22 protein-coding genes are annotated in these 20,289 nt (G+C 29.1%); 7 read left to right on the top strand and 15 right to left on the bottom strand.

The window, feature by feature from the left end; all coding sequences use genetic code 11:
* Positions 1–24 precede the first annotated feature (24 nt).
* Positions 25–387 (top strand): nitrous oxide-stimulated promoter family protein, encoded by a 363-nt coding sequence (locus tag DZ67_RS0106780; RefSeq protein ID WP_024791926.1) that lies wholly within the window; start codon positions 25–27, stop codon positions 385–387.
* Here the strand turns inward: DZ67_RS0106780 and DZ67_RS10930 are convergent.
* Entirely contained in the window at positions 365–904 is a 540-nt protein-coding gene (locus DZ67_RS10930; RefSeq protein ID WP_236620011.1) for a hypothetical protein, read from the bottom strand. The genes DZ67_RS0106780 and DZ67_RS10930 overlap by 23 nt on opposite strands.
* Before the next feature lie 76 nt (positions 905–980).
* Positions 981–1,283 (bottom strand): hypothetical protein, encoded by a 303-nt coding sequence (locus DZ67_RS10925; protein ID WP_236620010.1) that lies wholly within the window; start codon positions 1,281–1,283, stop codon positions 981–983.
* 46 nt (positions 1,284–1,329) lie between these two features.
* On the opposite strand from DZ67_RS10925, the gene DZ67_RS0106770 reads away from it, so the two are divergent.
* The gene (locus DZ67_RS0106770; protein WP_024791925.1) at positions 1,330–2,562 is read left to right on the top strand and encodes an OmpP1/FadL family transporter; all 1,233 of its coding nucleotides are present in this window, start codon (positions 1,330–1,332) and stop codon (positions 2,560–2,562) included.
* Here DZ67_RS0106770 and DZ67_RS0106765 read toward each other — a convergent pair.
* From DZ67_RS0106765 to rplI, 12 genes are read right to left on the bottom strand one after another with little or no spacing between them, the layout of a single operon-like run.
* Positions 2,559–4,496, bottom strand: a complete 1,938-nt coding sequence (locus DZ67_RS0106765; protein ID WP_024791924.1) for a VacB/RNase II family 3'-5' exoribonuclease — start codon at positions 4,494–4,496, stop codon at positions 2,559–2,561. The two genes, DZ67_RS0106770 and DZ67_RS0106765, sit on opposite strands and share 4 nt — an antisense overlap.
* Positions 4,493–5,290 carry an HDOD domain-containing protein gene (locus tag DZ67_RS0106760; protein WP_024787895.1) on the bottom strand — a complete coding sequence of 266 codons (798 nt, stop codon included), beginning with the start codon at positions 5,288–5,290 and terminating at the stop codon, positions 4,493–4,495. The genes DZ67_RS0106765 and DZ67_RS0106760 overlap by 4 nt, the downstream gene beginning before the upstream one ends.
* Positions 5,283–6,050 (bottom strand): hypothetical protein, encoded by a 768-nt coding sequence (locus DZ67_RS0106755; RefSeq protein ID WP_024790928.1) that lies wholly within the window; start codon positions 6,048–6,050, stop codon positions 5,283–5,285. Before DZ67_RS0106755 ends, DZ67_RS0106760 begins: the two co-directional genes overlap by 8 nt.
* Positions 6,050–6,775 (bottom strand): P-loop NTPase, encoded by a 726-nt coding sequence (locus DZ67_RS0106750; RefSeq protein WP_024787893.1) that lies wholly within the window; start codon positions 6,773–6,775, stop codon positions 6,050–6,052. The genes DZ67_RS0106755 and DZ67_RS0106750 overlap by 1 nt, the downstream gene beginning before the upstream one ends.
* Positions 6,759–8,111, bottom strand: a complete 1,353-nt coding sequence (locus DZ67_RS0106745; protein WP_024791923.1) for a type II secretion system protein GspD — start codon at positions 8,109–8,111, stop codon at positions 6,759–6,761. The genes DZ67_RS0106750 and DZ67_RS0106745 overlap by 17 nt, the downstream gene beginning before the upstream one ends.
* The gene (locus DZ67_RS0106740; protein WP_156919581.1) at positions 8,108–8,530 is read right to left on the bottom strand and encodes a hypothetical protein; all 423 of its coding nucleotides are present in this window, start codon (positions 8,528–8,530) and stop codon (positions 8,108–8,110) included. The genes DZ67_RS0106745 and DZ67_RS0106740 overlap by 4 nt, the downstream gene beginning before the upstream one ends.
* Positions 8,527–9,141: a hypothetical protein gene (locus tag DZ67_RS0106735; protein ID WP_024787890.1), complete on the bottom strand. Its 615-nt coding sequence runs from the start codon at positions 9,139–9,141 to the stop codon at positions 8,527–8,529. Before DZ67_RS0106735 ends, DZ67_RS0106740 begins: the two co-directional genes overlap by 4 nt.
* Positions 9,138–10,703, bottom strand: a complete 1,566-nt coding sequence (locus DZ67_RS0106730; RefSeq protein WP_024787889.1) for a hypothetical protein — start codon at positions 10,701–10,703, stop codon at positions 9,138–9,140. Before DZ67_RS0106730 ends, DZ67_RS0106735 begins: the two co-directional genes overlap by 4 nt.
* On the bottom strand, positions 10,700–11,581 hold the full coding sequence (gene era, locus DZ67_RS0106725) for a GTPase Era (RefSeq protein ID WP_024787888.1): 882 nt from the start codon (positions 11,579–11,581) through the stop codon (positions 10,700–10,702). The genes DZ67_RS0106730 and era overlap by 4 nt, the downstream gene beginning before the upstream one ends.
* Positions 11,582–11,589: 8 nt before the next feature.
* A complete protein-coding gene (gene hslU / locus DZ67_RS0106720) occupies positions 11,590–12,903 on the bottom strand; it encodes an HslU--HslV peptidase ATPase subunit (RefSeq protein ID WP_024790926.1) in 1,314 nt (437 codons plus the stop codon).
* Positions 12,900–13,451, bottom strand: a complete 552-nt coding sequence (gene hslV / locus DZ67_RS0106715) for an ATP-dependent protease subunit HslV (protein WP_024787886.1) — start codon at positions 13,449–13,451, stop codon at positions 12,900–12,902. Before hslV ends, hslU begins: the two co-directional genes overlap by 4 nt.
* A complete protein-coding gene (gene rplI, locus DZ67_RS0106710) occupies positions 13,451–13,891 on the bottom strand; it encodes a 50S ribosomal protein L9 (protein ID WP_024787885.1) in 441 nt (146 codons plus the stop codon). The genes hslV and rplI overlap by 1 nt, the downstream gene beginning before the upstream one ends.
* Positions 13,892–13,969: 78 nt before the next feature.
* Here rplI and DZ67_RS0106705 point away from each other — a divergent pair, with 78 nt between their 5' ends.
* Genes DZ67_RS0106705 through DZ67_RS0106685 form a run of 5 tightly spaced genes read left to right on the top strand, consistent with a single transcriptional unit; the run spans position 13,970 to position 19,191 of the window.
* The gene (locus DZ67_RS0106705) at positions 13,970–14,395 is read left to right on the top strand and encodes a PAS domain-containing protein (protein ID WP_024787884.1); all 426 of its coding nucleotides are present in this window, start codon (positions 13,970–13,972) and stop codon (positions 14,393–14,395) included.
* A complete protein-coding gene (locus DZ67_RS0106700; RefSeq protein WP_024787883.1) occupies positions 14,395–15,375 on the top strand; it encodes an Hpt domain-containing protein in 981 nt (326 codons plus the stop codon). The genes DZ67_RS0106705 and DZ67_RS0106700 overlap by 1 nt, the downstream gene beginning before the upstream one ends.
* A complete protein-coding gene (locus tag DZ67_RS0106695) occupies positions 15,372–15,752 on the top strand; it encodes an SEL1-like repeat protein (protein ID WP_024787882.1) in 381 nt (126 codons plus the stop codon). Before DZ67_RS0106700 ends, DZ67_RS0106695 begins: the two co-directional genes overlap by 4 nt.
* Entirely contained in the window at positions 15,749–18,835 is a 3,087-nt protein-coding gene (locus DZ67_RS0106690) for an ATP-binding protein (protein ID WP_024787881.1), read from the top strand. Before DZ67_RS0106695 ends, DZ67_RS0106690 begins: the two co-directional genes overlap by 4 nt.
* On the top strand, positions 18,835–19,191 hold the full coding sequence (locus DZ67_RS0106685; RefSeq protein WP_024791427.1) for a response regulator: 357 nt from the start codon (positions 18,835–18,837) through the stop codon (positions 19,189–19,191). The genes DZ67_RS0106690 and DZ67_RS0106685 overlap by 1 nt, the downstream gene beginning before the upstream one ends.
* Here DZ67_RS0106685 and mqnE read toward each other — a convergent pair.
* Positions 19,182–20,246 carry an aminofutalosine synthase MqnE gene (gene mqnE / locus DZ67_RS0106680; protein WP_024787879.1) on the bottom strand — a complete coding sequence of 355 codons (1,065 nt, stop codon included), beginning with the start codon at positions 20,244–20,246 and terminating at the stop codon, positions 19,182–19,184. The genes DZ67_RS0106685 and mqnE overlap by 10 nt on opposite strands.
* Positions 20,247–20,289: the final 43 nt, after the last annotated feature.

Genomic DNA, 20,289 nt, shown 5'->3' with positions numbered 1-20,289 from the left:
ATATAATAAATAAAAAGGGTTCTTATGACTGAAGAAAAATTTAAAAGTGAGGTCGAAACATTAAAAAAATTTTTTCCTATTTACTGTAATGATAAACATACCGGCCAGTTTATAAAAAAATATAATGTAAATTATAAAAATTTAGAATTAAATTTTGAAATAAATTTATGTGAAGAATGTCATAATTTATTCTCTTATGCAATAGAAAGATTAACTGAATGCCCTAATAACCCAAAGCCGAGATGCAGAAAATGCCCCAATCCCTGCTATGAAAAAGAAAAATACAAACAGATGGCAAAAATGATGAGATATGCAGGAATGAAACTGGGGCTTACAAAAGCTGCTAAAAAATTTAAAAACTTATTTAAAAAGAGTGGTAATTCTTAAGCCAAATCATTGCTTCCCAAAAAAGAGCTTCTTTTTCTTTATCAGAGTTTCTCATTAACAATTCTTTATTTAACAGATAATCAAATAAATTTTTATAATCGTTTTCTTTTAGTTTAATTGCTATATTGACCCGCTTCTTTTCAATATCAAAAGGGAGCTGATAACCCAAAAAGTTTTTTAGGTTTGAAGAGCCTGTTTTTTTTATATAAAGATTGTACTGATAAAGATTGGTGATATAGTTTACAAACGCCGGTATTATTCTTTTAAAATCTGTGGTTTCCAATATGATTTTCAAATCATCAAAAAAATCAGCTCCGCTCAAAATCTTTACAAACAAATCTTCAAAAGATTCCTCTTTGTATAAAAACACCAAATCAGTTACGTCATTTAAAGATATCTCATTTTTAAATGATGCTAATTTTTTTATTTCCTGGGCTAAAAACAGAGGTTCAATACTTTTGGCCAAAAAATTTTTTGCTTCATTTGAAAGAAGAACATTTTCTTTTTTTGATAACAAATTAATATATTCTATAATTTCTTTATAAGAAGGTGAAAAAAACCTTACAAAGTCGTTTTTAGAGAGTTTTATTTTTTTATTTCCCGTATAAAAAATAAAACAGTAGTTGTTTTTTGAATAATTTTTTAAGCTCTTCTATCTCTTTATTCCATTTATTTGTTTTTACAATCAAAATATTTTTACCACCGAACAAAGAATTTTCCAATAAATGTGTTTTTGCAGTGTTTTTATCAAATTCATCAAAATAGAGTTTTAATATATTTTCATTTTTAAATTTTTCCTCCAACTTTTTTTGATACATTTCCAGATAAAATTCATTACCGTAAAACACAACAAAATTTGGAATCTCTTTTAATAAATCAAACTCTTTTTTATTCATATAAACCTTTTTGTTAAAATTATACAATAACTCAAAAGGAGATTAAATGAAAAAAATTATAGCATTCTCATTAATTTCATCTGTTTTACTTTTGGCAAACGGTTATAAAATACCGGAACAATCCATTGACGGTATGGCTTTAAGCGCAGCAAACGTGGCTGACGCAAACGGGGCTGATTCCAATTATTACAATCCTGCAAATATGGTATTTAATGACAATAAAAATCATTATGAATTTTTAATGAGTTATATTCATTTATACCAGATAGAATTTGACAACAATAACGGAGACGTTTATAAATCAAGAAAAGAAGATTATTTTATTCCTCTGTTTCATTTCAGCTCAAAAGATTATAACAGTTTCAGATGGGGTATTTCAATAACAACCCCGGCCGGACTTTCAAAAAAATGGGATGATACAGTTCCAGAATTAGGAGCAAAAGAATTTACACTGAAAACACTTGAAATTAATCCAAATATTGCCTATAAAATAAATAACAACTTAGCAGTTGCGTTTGGTGTAAGGGCACTCAGAAGTGAAGGGACGACAAATGCTTTTAAAGCCGGATTATATTCCCAGTATTTAAACGGGGATTCTGTGGATTTTGGATGGAACAGTGCCGTTTCTTATCAAAACGACAGCAGAGATATTAAACTTGCACTTACTTACCGCTCCAAAATAGACATGAGCCTAAACGGAGATGCAAGCGGGTATTACAGTAAATATTTATTAACCAAAAATCCGTCCGACGCTTCCACTTTGATATCGTTTAACACCGAGGGAAAGGTAAAAATACCTTTGCCGGCAGCCTTAAATATTGCATTTGCAAAAACTTTTAACAATACAACAGTGGAATTTGTACTTGAGAGAACATTCTGGTCTAAATATAAAAATTTAGACTTTAATTTTGACGATCCGTATGTAGAAGCCATCTTCGGTACGCCAATTCCTAAAAATTGGAAAAATACAAATACTTACAGAATAGGACTTACACATAAATGCAGTGAAAAACTGACGGCAATGCTCGGTTATACTTATGATAAAACTCCGGTACCGGACTCTACATTGGATTTTTCTCTGCCTGACAGTGATAAAAATATTTTTTCAGGAGGCTTTAAATATAAAATGGATGAGAGAATGAGTTTGGGCTTTTCTATGCTTTACGCCAAACAAAAACAAAGAAGTGGAACTGTAAAAAACAATATTCAAACAGTTCAAGGAACATTTAAAAAAGGAGGGGCTTTACTTATGGCTTTTGGATTGGATTACGATTTTTAATCCAATACTTTTCCTTTTATTTTTGCTGTTGCAATATTTGAATCAATTATCTCAATATTGACTTTTTGCAGTAAATTAAATTTCTTTTTATTTTTCAAAAACACCCTTGCCCCAAGTAGTTTATCTTCCAAAATTTTTGCGATAGGAGGAATTTCGGTGTCTTCGATTATTCCTTTGTAAACTTTTCCGATATTAATTTTAGCAACTCTGGCATATTTTCTGTCATAAAAATCCCATTCGACTTTCATTGCCTCTCTTTCCAATTCGCTGATTTTTACGACCAGCGCCTCAATATTTCTTAAAATAAAATCTTTTATTTTTTCCTCTTTTTTCAAAACCGCTTTTAGCAGCCTGTGAAGGGTGAGATCGGAATATCTTCTGATGGGTGAAGTAAAATGGGTATATTTATCAAAACCTAGTGCATAATGCCCTACATTCTCAGCATCGTAACGAGCCTGTTTTTGCGATTTTATTATTAATTTGTCAATCTCTTTTTTTATGCCCATTTCTTTTGCCTGTTTTTGTATATCTTTTACATTTTTTACAAAATCTTCATTTTCATTTATTTCAATTCCAAGGGATAATAAATTATTATAAAGCTCATCTATTGAAGTGCGTGAGGGTTTTTCATGAACTCTGAAAATACCGTAATCAATTATCTTCGCGGCTGCTTTATTTGCAAGAAGCATACAATCTTCTATCAGGGAATGCGAAGGTGTTTCTTTTTCTATTGTAACATCTTCAATCATTCCTTCTTCATCCAAATTCATTTTGATTTCATCACTTTCAAAATCAAGCCCGGTTTTTAATCTCTCACTTCTTATTTTCTGAATTTTATTCCACAAAGGCATCAGCCAGGATAAAATTTTTTTATCTGTTTCATCACTGTTTTCAATATTACCCCCTAAAAATTCATCTACTTTTTCATAAGAATATTTTCTTTTGGAGTTTATAATTCCCTCGAATAATTCTTCTTTAATTACATTATTGTTTTTATCTAAGGTTATTTTAAAAATGAATGCCAGCCTGTCTTCATTTTCTTTAAGGGAACATATATTTTCACTCAGTTCCCTTGGAAGCATCGGAACTGATTTATGGGGAAAATATATGCTAAAACCTCTTTCCTTTGCCTCTTTGTCAATATTTGAGTTTAAATAAACATATTCGCTCACATCTGCAATTGCAACATATAAAGCATTTTCCCCTACATCAAAATAAACAGCGTCATCGTGGTCTTTTGCACTTAACGGGTCTATCGTACAAAAATATTTATCTGTTAAATCAACTCTGTCTGGATACATACTTTTATCTATAAAATTTCCAAAAGCTTTTGCCTCTAATATAGCGCTTTTTGAAAACTCTTCTTTTTTATTATAAAGAGCCAAAGATATTTTTTCATCCACCCACGCATCATCCAATACCCCCAAAACCTCCTCAATCGTAGAAGTATAATTATTTATTTTAAACACCGCATTCACAGGAAGTTTTTTTAGGGCTTTCTTAGTAACATTTACACAAATAGGCAGATTGGTTTTAATGTTTTTTATAAGAGGAATTTTTTTAGCATTTTTAATTTCAAAAGTTAAATATCCCACACTGTAAGCAAAAGCTTTTTCAATAATATAAATTACTTTTGCTTTAGGCCGGCCTTTTTTCTTAAAAAGCCTCTCAGCTATTACCAAATCTCCTTTAGAGGCCGAATTTAAATGATAAGGTTCTATTAATAAATCTTTTCCTTTTGAAAGGGGGATTAAAAAACCGTAACCTTTTTGTGTGATATCAACCTTGCCAGGTATATATTTGGACTTTAATTTTATTGTTTTTTTGTTTGTCACTATTTTTAAAGTTAGTAAATCATTAACTATATCTCTTTTATCCCTGGGAATATCTTTTCTGTCAATTCCTTTTATAAGTTTGTATATAAATTCCCTCAATCATTTCCTTTTAAAATTAAAGCAATAGCAACATTTAAAGAATCTGTATCTAAATTATATTTGTTGGCGATTTCTATCGCTTTTTTTTCATTTTCTTCATTAAATCCGTTTAAGAGATTTATTAATGTTTTTAAGCTCAGGAGTGATGCACTTTCTTTTTCATAAGTGCCGTTTGGAGCATCGATATTTTTCATAGAAAGGGTTAAATCTTCACTAAATCCCCAATGAGTAAAAATTTTTGCGTTTACTTCCGCTGTTGTCATTCCAACAAATTCTTTTTCTATTTCATTTCTGTTGTCAATAGTTAATTTTGATTTGAATTCATTATCTTTTCCAAGTTTTTTTAATACCAAAGATATAACAACGGCACCCAGGTCTATTAAAAATGAATTAGTAGCCAATATATCCAGATATTTTCTGTTTTTTTTATACCAGTAAAGAACCAGGGCGTTTCTTTTTGTTGAAACATCATGAAATCTATTTTCATCCACTCCGTATGCACTCAAATCAAATTTAAGCGTATTTTTTATTGCAAAAGAAACGGCGAAGCCTTTAACTGTTGCCATACCAAATAACGAAACAGCCTGATCAACACTTTTTATCTGTTTTGTAAATCCGTAAAGCGGAGAATTTGCGGCTTTAAGCAAATTTGCCGTAAGCATAGGGTCTTCTTTTACAACTTTTACCAAATCAGAAATTGAAGAATTTGCGTCATTTGTGATTCTCTGAATTTCCATTATACTTTTTGGCAAAGGCGGAAGTGATTTTATCTCTTTAAAAATATGTTCATTCATCAATACTCCTTAATAATTTTTCAATTTTCTCGTTATCCCCGTAATCATTTAAATATGTTTTTAACACTTCTTTTGCTTTTTGCTTTTGATTCTTCTTTAACAAAATAATAGCAAATATTTTCCAGCTTTCATATTTGGAAGGGCTCAAATTATTTGCTTTCAATGCCCATAATTTAGCCAAATCCAACATATTTTTATTTAAATATAAATTCGAAATCTGTATTGCAATATCATAATCCGGATTTTGATTATAAGATTTAATTAAATCGTTGATATTTACTTTTTCTTCGATTATTAAAGGTTTTTCTTTTATTTTCGCTTTTATTTCATTTTTAAGTTTCTTTTTATCATTTTTTTTCACTTTTGATTCAGTTTGTTTTTGTTTTGTTGTAATATTGTTTTCATTAAGATTTACTTTTGGGACTATAAAAGAGAGGACTTCTTTTTTAGTATTGGTATTATTTGTTTTTAATGTTGTGTTTTTGTCTTTTTTTTCTTTCTTAAGAGTTAGATTCTTTTCATAAAAAAGCGTTTTTTTATTAGTTAAATTTTTTTCTGTTATATTTTTATGACCATGAGTATTGTTTTCTTCTTTTTTTAAAACATTTATATTAAATATTGGCGATTTTTCCGGTTTTTTGTTTCTTTTTAGAAAAAATATAAAAATTAACAAAATAATTAATATAAAGAAAAAAATAAAAAAAATTTTTACATATTTTTTTTTATAATATAATTTTTCAAGTCTTTCATATTTATGCATTAAATGCCTTTTAAATCCATATGCGTTATTTCTATATATTTATTTATATTTTTAAAAATCTCATCATTATATTTATTATAAAAAAATTCCATTACATCAAATAATTTAAACATAAACTGATTAACGCCTCTTAAAGAGCCTTTTGTATATTTATAAATCATTTTATAATGTTTTGTATTGAATTTCTCGGCGAGTGGTATTAAATTTGTTCTTATCAATTTTGTATTAATAAAATATTCTATTTCATCTACATTAATAGGAACAGTTTTAAACAGGTAATTAATTCTCGTTTTAAAATGTTTTTTTTGCAGTAGTTTATTCAAATCTGTATCGTGTGTGGCAAAAACAACTGTTAAATTGCCTTTATCAGCATAAATTCTTAAATTTTCCAATACAGAATCTTCCAATAACTGCGCTTCGTCTATAAACAAAAAATAATGTTCATTTATATCCAACGTTTTAAGGATATTTAAAATAGCATTTATTTCCAAATAAGGATTCGATATATAAAAAAGATTTTTATCATTTTTCAATTCTTCATATATCGATTTTAAGACCATACTTTTACCGCTGCCTGCCTGCCCTGAGAGAAAAATCATCTTCTCTTTCTGATTAACGGCATTCAATAAATCAATTTTTAATTTTTCAATACTTGCCAAAGGAATATAATTATTTACATCAACCACATCTCTGAATAACTCTTTTGCTTCACTTAATTTGGCCAAAACCTAAATCCCTGAGCGTTTTTTTCTTACTAAAGTCAATTATATGAGGGGTTATCACAAATACAAGCTCTTTTCTGTTGGTAATTTTTTCTCTTGAAGAAAACAGATATTTAATTAATGGTATTTCTTTTAAAACAGGTACCCCGTTTACGTTTAATGTATCATCTTTTGTAATTAAACCTCCAAGAACCAATGTATCATTGTCTTTTAATTTTACAATGCTAAGCATTGTGTTGTCTCTTGTGTCCGGAGGCATGTCTCTATTAGGATTAGTCAACTGATTAGGATTTTTAAAAGAGCTGATTCTCGGTGCAATACTGAGAATAATATCTCCGTTGTCATTAATCTGAGGTGTAATATCAAGTACAACACCTACAAATTTTGAATCTATTGTATATTGAATAGATGGAGAGGCATTAGGATTGTTTACTACACTCGAAGCATATTTATAGTTTATTGTATCCCCTACGCTGATAATTGCTTTTTGATTGTTTAGTGTTACTATTTTAGGATTTGAGAGTGAATTTACGTTTCCGTTTTGAGCAAGGAAATTTAATAATCCATCTAAATTAAAAGTTGCAGAATTAAAAATAGATTCTTTTCCAACAAGTTGGCTAGCAAAATGATTCATAGGCACTGCTGCATTATTTAATGATATATTTAGTTTTGACCAATCAATACCAGTTTTATGAGAACGGGAAAGTTCAACAGTATAAATTTTCACATCTATTAAAACCTCTTTTGTAAGTCTGCTCATAAGATTATCAACATATTTGTCAATCTCTTTAATTTGTTTTTTTGTACCTGTTACAGTTATAAGACCGGCGGATTTATCTATTACCGGAGGTTTAAAATCTATAGATGTATTTTTTAAAATTGTTTTTATGTTATCTTCTATTTTATCCCAGAAATCAAAACTGTATGTATTTTTTACCTTGCTGTCTGTTGCGTCCAAATTAGATTCACCTGTTCTTGATGATGTGAGAAAATCCAGTTTGTAAGTTTTTGTTTTATAAAAACTTACTTCCAATGTGTCATTGTCCACTGTATAAAACAAATCCCTTTTTGAAAGAAGCAAATCCAGTATTTGCTTTAATGTATAATGTTTTATTTTAACAAAAGGCATTTTCTCTGAAACAATTTTTTTGGCTTCCTCATCATCATACACAATATTTATACCACATTTTTGGGTGGCCAATAAATTTAAAAAATCTTTTATACTCATTCTTTCATTTTGATTAATGCTATTTGAATATGAAAAAAATTTATTATTACATTCATTTGCATTTGCAAAAATACTTAAAGCAATAAACACTATAATTATTAATTTTTTCATTTTTCAATCCTTATTTTTAATGTTTTCTCATTTAATTTTTTTACAAGTTTTTTATTATTACAGTTTAAAATGATTTTATCACTGTAAATATTTTCTACATTACAGTTTTCAACTTTACTGTTTTTTTTCACCCATTTTTTATATTCTTTTATCTTTTCATCACCCATAAATTCTTCTATTTTTATAAATGCACTGTTATTCAGTAAAGAAAGCAAAGTAATATGCACTATTTTTTTAACATTTTTGTTTATTTTTTTATTCATAAATAATAATTTTTTAGGTTTAAAAAACGGTGATTTTACGTCACCTATTTTGGTTAGTTCAAAATTATATGTAACCAATTTATTCGCATATTCCAAATATTCCTGCCTTGAGGCAAACGCTAAAACCGCTATTGTCAATAATAATACCTTTTTCATTTTCCGTATCCATACAATGTATATTTTATCATATATTCACCTTTATCGGTTGCATTTAATTCATTAACCCTTAAAAGTTCTTTTGTATTTTCATATTTGTAAATATAGTAAATCAAATTTTTATATTCGCCTTTTACATTCACTATAATATCCATCTTTTTATTAATATAACTGTGTTTTGTGTCTTTATATAAACTATTTGCAAAATTCATCAGTTTAAGACCTTCATTTTTTGCATCATATACAATATTTCTGACATATTCTGCCCATTTGTATTTATTAAATTCTGCAAAATCCAGCAATGAAATTAAATCATCGAAAAAAGTCTTTTGTTTATGTAAAGAATTTTTGCTTAATTCCAGTTTTTTTATTGTTTTACGCAAATTTGCAATTTGGGTAATATAAACATTTTTTTGTATTTTTAAATGATTTAAAGTCTGGACATTGTTTTGATAGTTTTTTTCCTCTTTTTTCTTAAAAGAAGAAGCCAACGGATAAATAAAATAATAAATTATAAATCCAAGCAGAAATATAGTAATTATATGAATATACAAAACATCTTTTTTTGTTTTGTTTTCAAAAAATTTGTCTAAAAAATTTTTATTTTTCATTCTTTTATCCTAATTTCAGAAATATATTTTTTATTTTTCAAAACAATACCCCCTGTATAAACATTAAATCCGTTGTTTGTCAAATCGTTTATCAAATTGGCGATATTGGAATCTTTATCGGCAAAAACATTAAAAATAAATTCATTTTCTTTATATGATAAATTTTTTATATATACTTTATTTTTATTTATAAACAGTGTTATATCTGTTAATTCCTGAGATTTAGGGATATAGGAGTATTTGAATTTATAAACTTCGTTTATTAATTTTTTATCTTCTTTTATATCATAGCTTAATTTTTTTATTACGGTTTCAATGGATTTCTTTTTATTATCCAATCCGTTTTTTTGTACTATAAGGACAGAAATTTCCTTGTTTAATTTATTAATCTGTAAATTTAACATATTGTTTTTATGATTATAAACCAGACCGTCGATATAGAGATATAACGGGGCGGCTGCAAAAATAACGGTAGCAACGCTTACACTCAATACAAATTGACCGCTAGGTCTGTAAAAAAATGTAGGTTCTCTCAAAAATAAAGAAAAATTATACGTAAAATCATTATATTTATAAGCATAATGTGTTTCAAGCATTCCCAAAAATAAAAGGGGATCAATTGGCAGTCTGTCAAGATTGTAATTTTCATAAAATTCAAAATCGAATGTATCTATATTGATATATTTTGAAAAATATGTGTTTAAACCTTCGACATTACCATATTTGGTAGTAATAAAAAGTCTGTCAATATTATCTATATTATATATATCTATCAGTTTTTTTATCTGATCCTCAATTATGCCTGCAAATATATTAAATTCTTTAATAAGCTCATTGTAAACCACAAATTCTTTTGAATTATATTTACTCTGGTCTACCCCTTTTTGTTTTAAAAGTTTTTGAAAAACAACAATATCAAAATTTGCAATATTTAATTTTGATATTTTTTCATATATTTTATCCAGTCCGCCGGAAATTGTAACAATTTTTACAATTTTACCTTCCGAATAGAATGTAATAAATATTTTGTCATCAAGAATTACGACAAACATATCATTTGCCAATGTAAGAATTTTTTCCTCATATAAAGATTTATAGGAAAACGCAGGAAAAGAAATATAATCTATATAACCTACTTTATTTAAAATTTGTTCAAAATGATTTTCTATAAAAGTCTGGGAAACAATTACCGTTTCAACCATTACTCTTTTTTCATCTTTTAACAAATCTACAATTTTATATTTAATTACATATTTTTCTGTTTCGTCAATACCTGTTTCTTCATATACTTTGGTTTCAATAAATTTGTCAAGTTCTATTTTTTCCAAAATATTTTTATCAATTTCAAAATTATAAAATATGGCATTTTCAATCGGAATATATGTATTTAATAAAGGGGTGGATTTTAAGCTGTCTCTATATATTCTTAATAATTTTTTATCTGCATATAAAATATAAGCTTCTTCGCCTTTTATACCGATAATTTTATCAACATCATAATTGTATTTTTTTAAAAACTTAACATTAGATGTAAAATTTTTTATTTTTTCTTTTAATTTCATGTTTCTACCTCATATCCAAGTTCTTCAAGCATTTTTTTATTTTTACTCCATCCTCTCACAACTTTTACAAAAAGCTCTAAATAAATCTTTTTAGAGCTGAATTCTTCTAAAAGATTTCGGGCGTAAATTCCGATTTCTTTTATCTTTTTCCCTCTTTTCCCAATAACCATTCCTTTTTGGGATTCTCTTTCAACAATAATTGTAGCATAAATTTTATCAAAATTTTCATATTCGTCTAATTTTTCTATTAAAATATCTGTTTCATAAGGAATTTCATCACCCAATTTTTCAAAAAGTGCTTCTCTTATCAGTTCTTTATATATATCCCTGATATTTTCTGTTGAAATAATTTCCGGGTCGTAATAATAAGGATGTTCCGGTAAATATTCAACAATATCGTCTAATAATTCCTCTCTTCCATTTCCAAGAGCGGCACTTACAGGGATAATTTTAAGAGCTTTTGAAATTTTTTCATAATCTTTTATTTTTTTTGCAATATCTTCTTTTGAAACTAAATCTGTTTTTGTAAGCACCAAAATATGCGGTATATTTTTTTTATTTAAGTCCAAAAACCATTCATAACCTTTTATATCGTCTCTGATGTCGGCTAAAAAAAGTATTAAATCACTGTCGCTTAAAGCTTTAAGCGCTTCATTTAACATAAATTTATTAAGGAGTTTTTCTTTTTCATGAAGTCCGGGTGTATCAAGAAGAATTATCTGATTGTCTTTATACATGACAATTGCATTTACTCTTTTTCTCGAAGCATTCGCCTTAGGGGAAACCAAAGCTATTTTTTCCCCTAAAAGCCAATTAAGCAATGTTGATTTTCCGGCATTCGGTTTTCCTATAATACCTACGAAGCCACTTTTTGGCATAAAATTCCTTATAAAATATATTTTGTTATTTCTTCATTTTCTACTATATCGTCCAATTTACTTTTAACATAAGCTTCATCTACAATAAATTCCCTTCCATTGTATTCATCGGCGCTGAAATTAATCTCTTCTAAGACTTTTTCAACTACGGTATGTAGCCTTCTGGCACCTATGTCTTCCGTTTTTTCATTTGCCAAAAAGGCATATTTTGCAATTTCTCTTAAAGCACTTTCAGTAAATTTAAGAGTAACACCTTCAACTTCAAGAAGCTTTTCATACTGTTTAATTAATGAATGTTTAGGCTTCGTCAGAATCTGATATAAAGCTTCTTCATCAAGACTTTGAAGTTCAACCCTCAGAGGAAATCTTCCCTGAAGTTCCGGAATCAAATCGCTCGGTTTACTTACATGAAAAGCCCCGGCCGCAATAAATAAAATATGGTCTGTTTTAACATATCCGTATTTTGTATTTACGGTTGAACCTTCTACTATCGGAAGCAAATCCCTCTGGACACCTTCTTTGCTGGGGTCCTGCCTCTGGTTTCCGGTGGCTGCAATTTTATCAATTTCATCTATAAAGATAATTCCGTTTTCCGCTCTTTTTAGAGCTTCTTTTTTAAGTTCTTCTTTACTTATTACTTTTTCGGCAGCCTCTTTTTTTAAAAGCTCTTTTGCCTCTTTAACCGTTACTTCCTTTTTTTCTTTATTCTTATTAAAAATTCCTATAATTTTTACAATGCTTTCCTGTGCCTTAACCATCTCCGGAGGCAGATTGTCATCCCCGTCAATACCTTCTTCAACCTCGATAGTTATTTTTAAATGATCGACATCACCGTTTTTTACTTTCTGTTTCATTTTTTCAAATGTGTTTTGATATTCCATCTGTTTGGATTCGGGCGCATTTTTGGGAAGTGGGGGCAAAAGTTTTTTTGTAATTTCTTCAATTATATTTTCTTCTATCAGTTCCTTGGAAGCCTCCTGCATTTCTTCTCTTACCAAATTAAAAGAATTATTAACCAAATCCCTGATCATACTCTCGACATCACGTCCTACAAATCCGACTTCTGTATATTTGCTCGCTTCCACTTTTACAAACGGGAGTTTCATCATCTTTGCCATTCTTCTCGCTATTTCTGTTTTACCGACGCCTGTCGGTCCTATCATCATTATGTTTTTAGGCATAATATCGTCTTGCCATTCTTTTGTAAGCTGTATTCGTCTGTATCTGTTTCTAAGAGCGATTGCTATTGTTTTTTTGGCGTCTTTTTGTCCTACAATATATTCGTCAAGGTATTTTACTGTCTCTTTTGGTGTCAAATTCATTTTTGCCCTTCTATTTTTAATATTTTAATATTATGGTTTGTATAAATACATATGTCCGCCGCAATACTCAGAGATTCTTTTACAAGCTCTTCAGGGGACAATTTTGAGTGTTTTGTCAGAGCCCTTGCAGCAGAGAGGGCGTAATTGCCCCCGCTTCCTATAGCTGCGAGTTCCCCGTCTTCAGGCTCAACCACGTCTCCGTTTCCGCTTAAAATAAAAATATGTTCGGGGTTAAGCACTATCATCATGGCTTCAAGACGCCTTAGGTATTTATCTTTTCTCCAGGCTTTTCCAAAATCTATTACCGATTTTACCAAATCACCTTTTCTGTTTTGAAGGTTGTTTTCAAACATATCGAATAAAATAAAAGCGTCAGCCGTACTTCCGGCAAAACCTGCCAGAATTTTACCGTTGTAAAGCGTTCTTATTTTTGTTGCGTTTCCTTTTAATACCGTATGTCCAAATGTAACCTGTCCGTCTCCGCCTATTACGGCCACACCGTTTTTTTTGTACCCGAGTATTGTTGTAGCTTTTAAGTTTATTTCCATTATTCGCCTTCAACAATAAGTTTTAAATTGGCATTTATACCGTGTCCCAATTTTATTTTAACATTAAATTCCCCCACGCTTTTAATCTGTTTGGCTTCTATATCTTTTTTATCCACATCTATTCCTTTTTCTTTTAAAACTTCAGAAATTTCTTTATTTGTTATAGCCCCGTAAAGCTGCCCGTTAGCCCCTAATTTATGTTTAATAACAACAGGTGTGTTTTCTATTTTTTTCTTTAATTCTCTTAATTTTTCAAGCTCCGTTTTTAAAGCTTCTTCTTTTATTTTCTGCTCTTCTTCCCACTCTTTTATAACTTCCGGGGTTGCAAGTTTTGCAAAACCTTTTGGAATTAAAAAATTTCTTGCATATCCGTCTTTCGCATTTTTAATTTCTCCTGCTTTTCCAAGTCCTCTTACATCTTTGATTAATAACACTTTCATTAAAAAACCTTTTTTTTTATTTGCATTTTACTAAATTTTAGTTAAAATAGCAAAAATAAAATTAACAAAGGTTTAATTATGAAACCTACCCCTATTGATGAAGAAGTCACATTCGAAGATGTTGGAGTATTTGGAAGACCTATAATAAGTAAAACAGATTTAAAAGGTATAATTACATATGCAAATACTGCTTTTTGTAAACTCTCAGGTTATTCAAAACAGGAATTGATAGGTCAGCCCCACAACATTATAAGACATCCTGATATGCCAAAAACCGTTTTTAAACAGATGTGGGATGCGCTGGAGAGAAATGAAAAATTCAGGGGATTTGTTAAAAATTTGAGAAAAGACGGCAAATATTACTGGGTGGAAGCTTTCATTGAACCGGTATTTGATGAAAACGGTATAAAAACGGGTTATATTGCCGCAAGAAGACCTGTTTCAAAAGAAGATAAAGAAAAATATGAAAAAATTTATAAAGAAATGAAAGAAAAGGAAAAATAATGCTAATTGTCTATGAAAACGGAAAAATAATTGCTCTTGGCAAAAATTTGTTAAACACATTAAATATAGCTTTGGAAGAAATGTCACAGGTTATAACGCAGCTGGAACTTGAAATGGCCGTTTTAAATAAAAATTCAATACAGATAAAAAACAATATTTTCAAAATTACAAAAGAAAATCTGATAACATTAAAAAATTTGGATATATTTCATCTGAAAAAAATAGAAGAATTTTCCTATAATGAAGAAAAAGAACTTTCCCATGCGACAATGGATAACGAATTAAACGAATTGAAAGTGCTTCCAAAAGAAGAAATAATGGAGGCTTTACAAACGCCGGAAGTAAACATTATCGAAGAAGAAGAGGAAGAAAAACCGATTGAACTTAATTTTGAAGACAACATAAGCGAATGCGAAAAAATATTTGCAAAAAAAGAAAACATTAAAGAAATAATTGAAAAAGAATTAAATACCGCTATGGAAGATTTGGGCATAGACCAAAACATGACCGATGAACTGTTTAACGATTTGCTAAAACAGTTTAAAGAAAAAAAAGACGCCTTATATAAAGCCATTGAAAAACATGATTATAAAGAAATACACGAAATAGCCCATTTTTTAAAAGGGGCCTCTTTAAATCTACGACTTTCAAATCTTGCCTTAATTTTTAAAACTATCGATGAAGAAGCTAAAAAAGAAACAGATATCAGCATTATTAAAAATCTGGCAGATAAATTTTATGATTTTATTTCACCCTTGACAAACAAGAAAAATACAGAAAAAGAAAATAAAAAATCAGAAAATAAAAATATTGAAATAGACCCGAAAATTAAAAATATAGTCTTAAACACCATAAGAGTTTATCTGGAAACACAGGACGAACAAAAATTTCAAAAAGATAAAAAATTTATCGAAAAACTGCTAAATACAAAAATTGATTCATTAAATGATTTGCAGTATATATTAAAGGAAAATAAATGAAAAAAATCATATTATTGATTTTAATTACTTTTGTCTTTTCTCAAAATTTATATTTTATTGCATTTAAAGATATTCAAAAAGCAAAACATCTGCTAAATTCAGACCCGCAAAAAGCAAATACGTTATTTATTGAAGCAGGCAGCTATTTAAAACAGATAATTAATTCATCCATAAATTCTAACAAACCTTCTTCGCAGGCGCTGAATTTACTCGGTGAATTATATTTAAACGGCTGGGGTGTTGAGAAAGACATAAAAAAAGCAAGACTTTTATTATGTGCGGCAAAAAATTTAGGCAATTTCAGAGCACAAATGTTAATTAAAAAAAACAGTTTAAAATGTCCCGCAAAAATCAATCTTAAGGAGTTAAAACAATGAAACTATCATTATCAAAACTACTGGCAATTGCAATATGGCTGCCGTCTTTAATTTTAATAGGTTGGAGCGGCTATAACCTCTATAATCAATTTCAAACATATAAATCAAACACATTAAACATTAAATATCTGCAACTGGGTAATAAACTTGAAAATTTACTTGTTTATCTTGGTCAGGAAAGAGGTATCAGCTCAATTTATGCTGTATCAAAGGGAAATTATCCCGAATCAAAAAAACTTTTAATGCAAAAAAGAAAACTTTTTGATACGGCAATATATGATTTGAAGAAATTTTTAAATAAAAATCCCGAATTTTACAGTGACAGCAAAAATATTTTGAATTTATTAAACAATTTACCAAACATAAGAAAAAAAATAGATTCGTTTTCAACTGATTATATTCACACATATTTTTTTACATATTATACAAATCTTGAAAATCAGATATTGAACACTGAAGCTAAAATATTTCAACATTTCCCTCAAACGGTAAAACTGAATTTTGCTTTAAAACTCGAACTTGACAAAATGATTGCATATTCAGGTATTACAAGAGGTTTCGGTTCATATTATATTACAGCGGACAAGCCTATGAGTGACAAGGATTATGAAAACATTTTAATGAAATATTATCATGATTCAAATATATTAATTACCAATTTGAGCAAAAATCCAAAGGCAAAAGAATTTTTTAAAGATAAACAGTTTAAAAGAATAGAAAAAGCCATTAAAGATACTATTTTTTACATTCAGCAAACAAATATGGGTTATTATTTAAATAATGACTTTGAAGGTTATCCTATTGACGCAATTGACTATTTCAATATTTTCACAAAAAGAATTTCTTATTTTAAAAACAGCGTAAATATGATAAACGGTGATATTAATAAACAAATTGACAATCTGATTTCAAATTCTATAAAAAAAAGGAATATTGCAATAGTGATTTTTATTATTGCCATATTGATTTTAATTTTAGGTTTTTATATCGATAAAACTATAAGGTCACATATTAAAGCATTATCAAACACATTAAACAAATTGGCACCTATTACAGGTGAAAATGTTCAAATAGATATCAATACCCCTAAAGGTATGAATGAAGCTTTGAAAATTACAGAAGAAGCCATCGCCATTACACAAGAAGCCGTTAAAAAATCCGAAGAAGCTTCAAAAGCAAAATCTTTATTCCTTGCAAATATGTCTCATGAGATCAGAACACCTCTTAACGGTATTTTGGGATTTTTGGAACTTCTTAAAACAACAGAACTCACACCCGAACAACAGGATTATATAAACACTATCGCTCAAAGTGCCGAAAACCTATTGCAAATAGTAAATAACATTCTGGATGTTTCAAAAATCGAAAGTAATAAATTAACATTAGAAGAAATAGATTTTAAAATAGAAGATGAAATAGAAAATACATTGGAAGTATTTACGACCCCTTGCGCACAAAAAGAAATCGAATACGTGTCATATATTTCGCCTGACATTCCTTCTGTTGTAAGAGGAGACGTATTAAAAATAAAAGAAATTTTAACCAACTTAATAAACAACGCCATTAAATTTACACATAAAAACGGAACTATAGAAGTAAATGTCAGACTCCAGGAAATCAGGGAAAACAGGGCAAATATTTATTTTGAAGTAAAAGACACCGGTATAGGAATGAGCGAAGAGCAGAAAAACAAAATATTTGAAGCATTTGCCCAGGCTGACGAAAGCGTAACAAGAAAATACGGAGGAACAGGACTCGGTCTTACCATCGTTAAATCCTATATTGAAATGATGGGAGGAGAAATAAAGGTTGAGAGTGAAATAAACAGAGGAAGTAAATTTTATTTTGATTTATGGTTTAATATTGCCGATGCAACACCTAAATACAGAAAAAATATATTCTCAAATTTAACATTTGCTATTCTTAACACTTTTAAAGACACAAAAAGAAAAGATTTAAGCCTTGAATATTTAAACTTCTTCGGAATTAATAAAATCGGCTTCAATGATGTCAATGAACTGAACAAATTGTCAAAAAACGAAATTATTGACGCTGTAACAATCTTTTATGAAGAAAGTGAAAAAGATAAAATTAAAGAATTGGAACATGTAAATTATCCCGTAATTTTAATTTCTTCCCTGGCTTATAAAAAAGAAATAGACAATCTTGATTTTAAACAGTTTAATATTTATGACCCGAACGTTCCTTCAAAATTCTATAATGCAGCATTGTTTACAAAAGAAAAAATACAAAGAGAAGTAAAAAAAGCTGAAATTGAAAAACCTATTTATGAACTTCATGCATTAATTGCAGAAGATAATCCGATTAATATGAAATTATTGGAAACTACTTTAAAAGGGCTTGGCGTAAAAACAGATTTAGCCCATAACGGATTGGAAGCGTTTAATAAATATTCTTCAAATTCTGATAAATACGACGTTATATTTATGGATGCACAAATGCCTGTAATGGACGGTATTGAGGCGACTCAGGAAATACTTGAATTTGAAGAAGAAGAAGAAATACCTCATACTCCTGTTATTGCCGTTACGGCCAATGTATTAAAAGGAGACAGGGAAAGATTTTTAGGCGCCGGTATGGATGATTATATTTCAAAACCGATAAAAAAAGAAGAACTCTTAAGAGTGATTGAAAATGTCTCCAAAAACAAATATTCAAAAACTTTTGAAAAAGAAGAAAATTTACAAAATTATAAAGGTTTGGAAACAGAAAAAACAAATGAAAAAAATATTGAGGAAAATCCACAAAACATTCAAAAAGAAGAAAATATTATAATTGCTTCGGATACAGATTTACTTGCCCAGTATTTAAAAAGCATAATTCCTGAAGCTAAAATTGCAAAAAGTATTAAAGAATTGTCAAATTTACTTAATTCAAATGCTAAAAATATTGTATTGATAGAAAACGGGTTCAATAATTCTGATATTAAAAAATTAATATCAACCTTAAAAAACAACAATACAAAAATCATTGCTTTAAGCGATACAGATATAGAAGCAGACGTAATAATAAAAGATTTGTTACCTGAAAATATTCTAAATTCTATTAAAAAGGTTAAATAATGGCAAAAAAAATTCTTATAGTGGATGATGACGCCACAAACAGAAAATTATTGGAAGCTATATTAAAAAAAGGAGATTATGAAATTATCGAAGCAGAAAACGGGATAGATGCATTAAATAAATTAACCCCGGACATAGATATCATCCTTTTAGATTTGGTAATGCCGTTAATGGGAGGATTGGATTTTTTGGAAATTCTTCCTTCCAAAAAACCGGAATGCATGAACATACCGGTTATTGTTTTAACTACAGACGATTCAAAAAGAGTTGAAGCATTAAACAAAGGTGCAAAGGAAGTAATAATAAAGCCTATCAATCCGTCTATTCTTTTAGATAAAATCGCCTCTTATTTATAAATTTTCAATTCGTTATATAAACTATCCCTCTCTACGGGGATATATCCGCTGTCTTTTATAAGATGCACAAGTTCGTCAAGTTTCAAACCGTTTGCCGAATTAGCGCCGGCCGCTGAATTAATTGATTCTTTTTCAATCGTTCCGTCAATATCGTTTGCCCCGTAATTTTGCGCCACAAGAGACAAATTAAGCGTCGTAGTGACCCAATACGCTTTAATATTAGGAACATTTTCAAGTAAAATTCTGCTTATTGCCATAGTTTTTAAAATTTCCACCCCGCTTAAAAATTTTTTTACATTTAAATAATTGTTTTTTCGCTGATAAACAAGAGGTATAAATGCGTTAAAACCGCCTGTTTTTTCCTGTAAATCCCTTATTCTTAATATATGATCAATCCTGTGGGCTCTGTTTTCAATATGTCCGAACAGCATGGTTGCATTTGATTTTTTCCCGCGTTTATGCCAAAGTTCATGAATTTTAAGCCAGTTTTCACTGCTCACTTTGTCTTTGCAGATTTTAGCCCTAATTTTTTCATCAAATATTTCAGCCCCGCCCCCGGGCATGGAATCAACGCCGGCTTCAATCATATCATCAAGCACTTTTTCATAACTTTTTCCACTTAGTCCGCTAAAAAAATTAACCTCAGCGGCCGTAAACGCTTTTATATGAATATCTGGAAGTTCCCCTCTTATGGCTTTTACTATATTCATATAATACTCATACCCCACATACGGATTATGCGCCGATACTATATGAACCTCTTTTGCCCCTTTGGCATAAGCGTTTTTAGCAATTTCAACACATTCTTCAATACTTAACGTATAGGGATTGGGATTTTTTCTATGGGCGGAAAAAGCACAGAATTTACAGACATCTTTACAAATATTGCTCGGATTTATATGCCTGTTGATATTAAAATATGTTTTTTTGCCAAATTTTTTTTCCCTTATTGTATTAGCCGTTTCCCCTAAGGTAAAAAGGTCCATATCATATAATTTAGCCGCTTCTTTTAAAGACAATTTTTCACGATTTTTCAATTTTTTCAAAATCAACACCAATCCTTTTTATTTTTTTGTTAAAATATCACAAAAAAGGCAA

This window comes from Lebetimonas sp. JS138, from assembly GCF_000523335.1.
GTDB lineage: Bacteria > Campylobacterota > Campylobacteria > Campylobacterales > Nautiliaceae > Lebetimonas.
The sequence above is the reverse complement of the archived record's forward strand: the minus strand, read 5'-3'. Positions and strand labels throughout refer to the sequence as shown.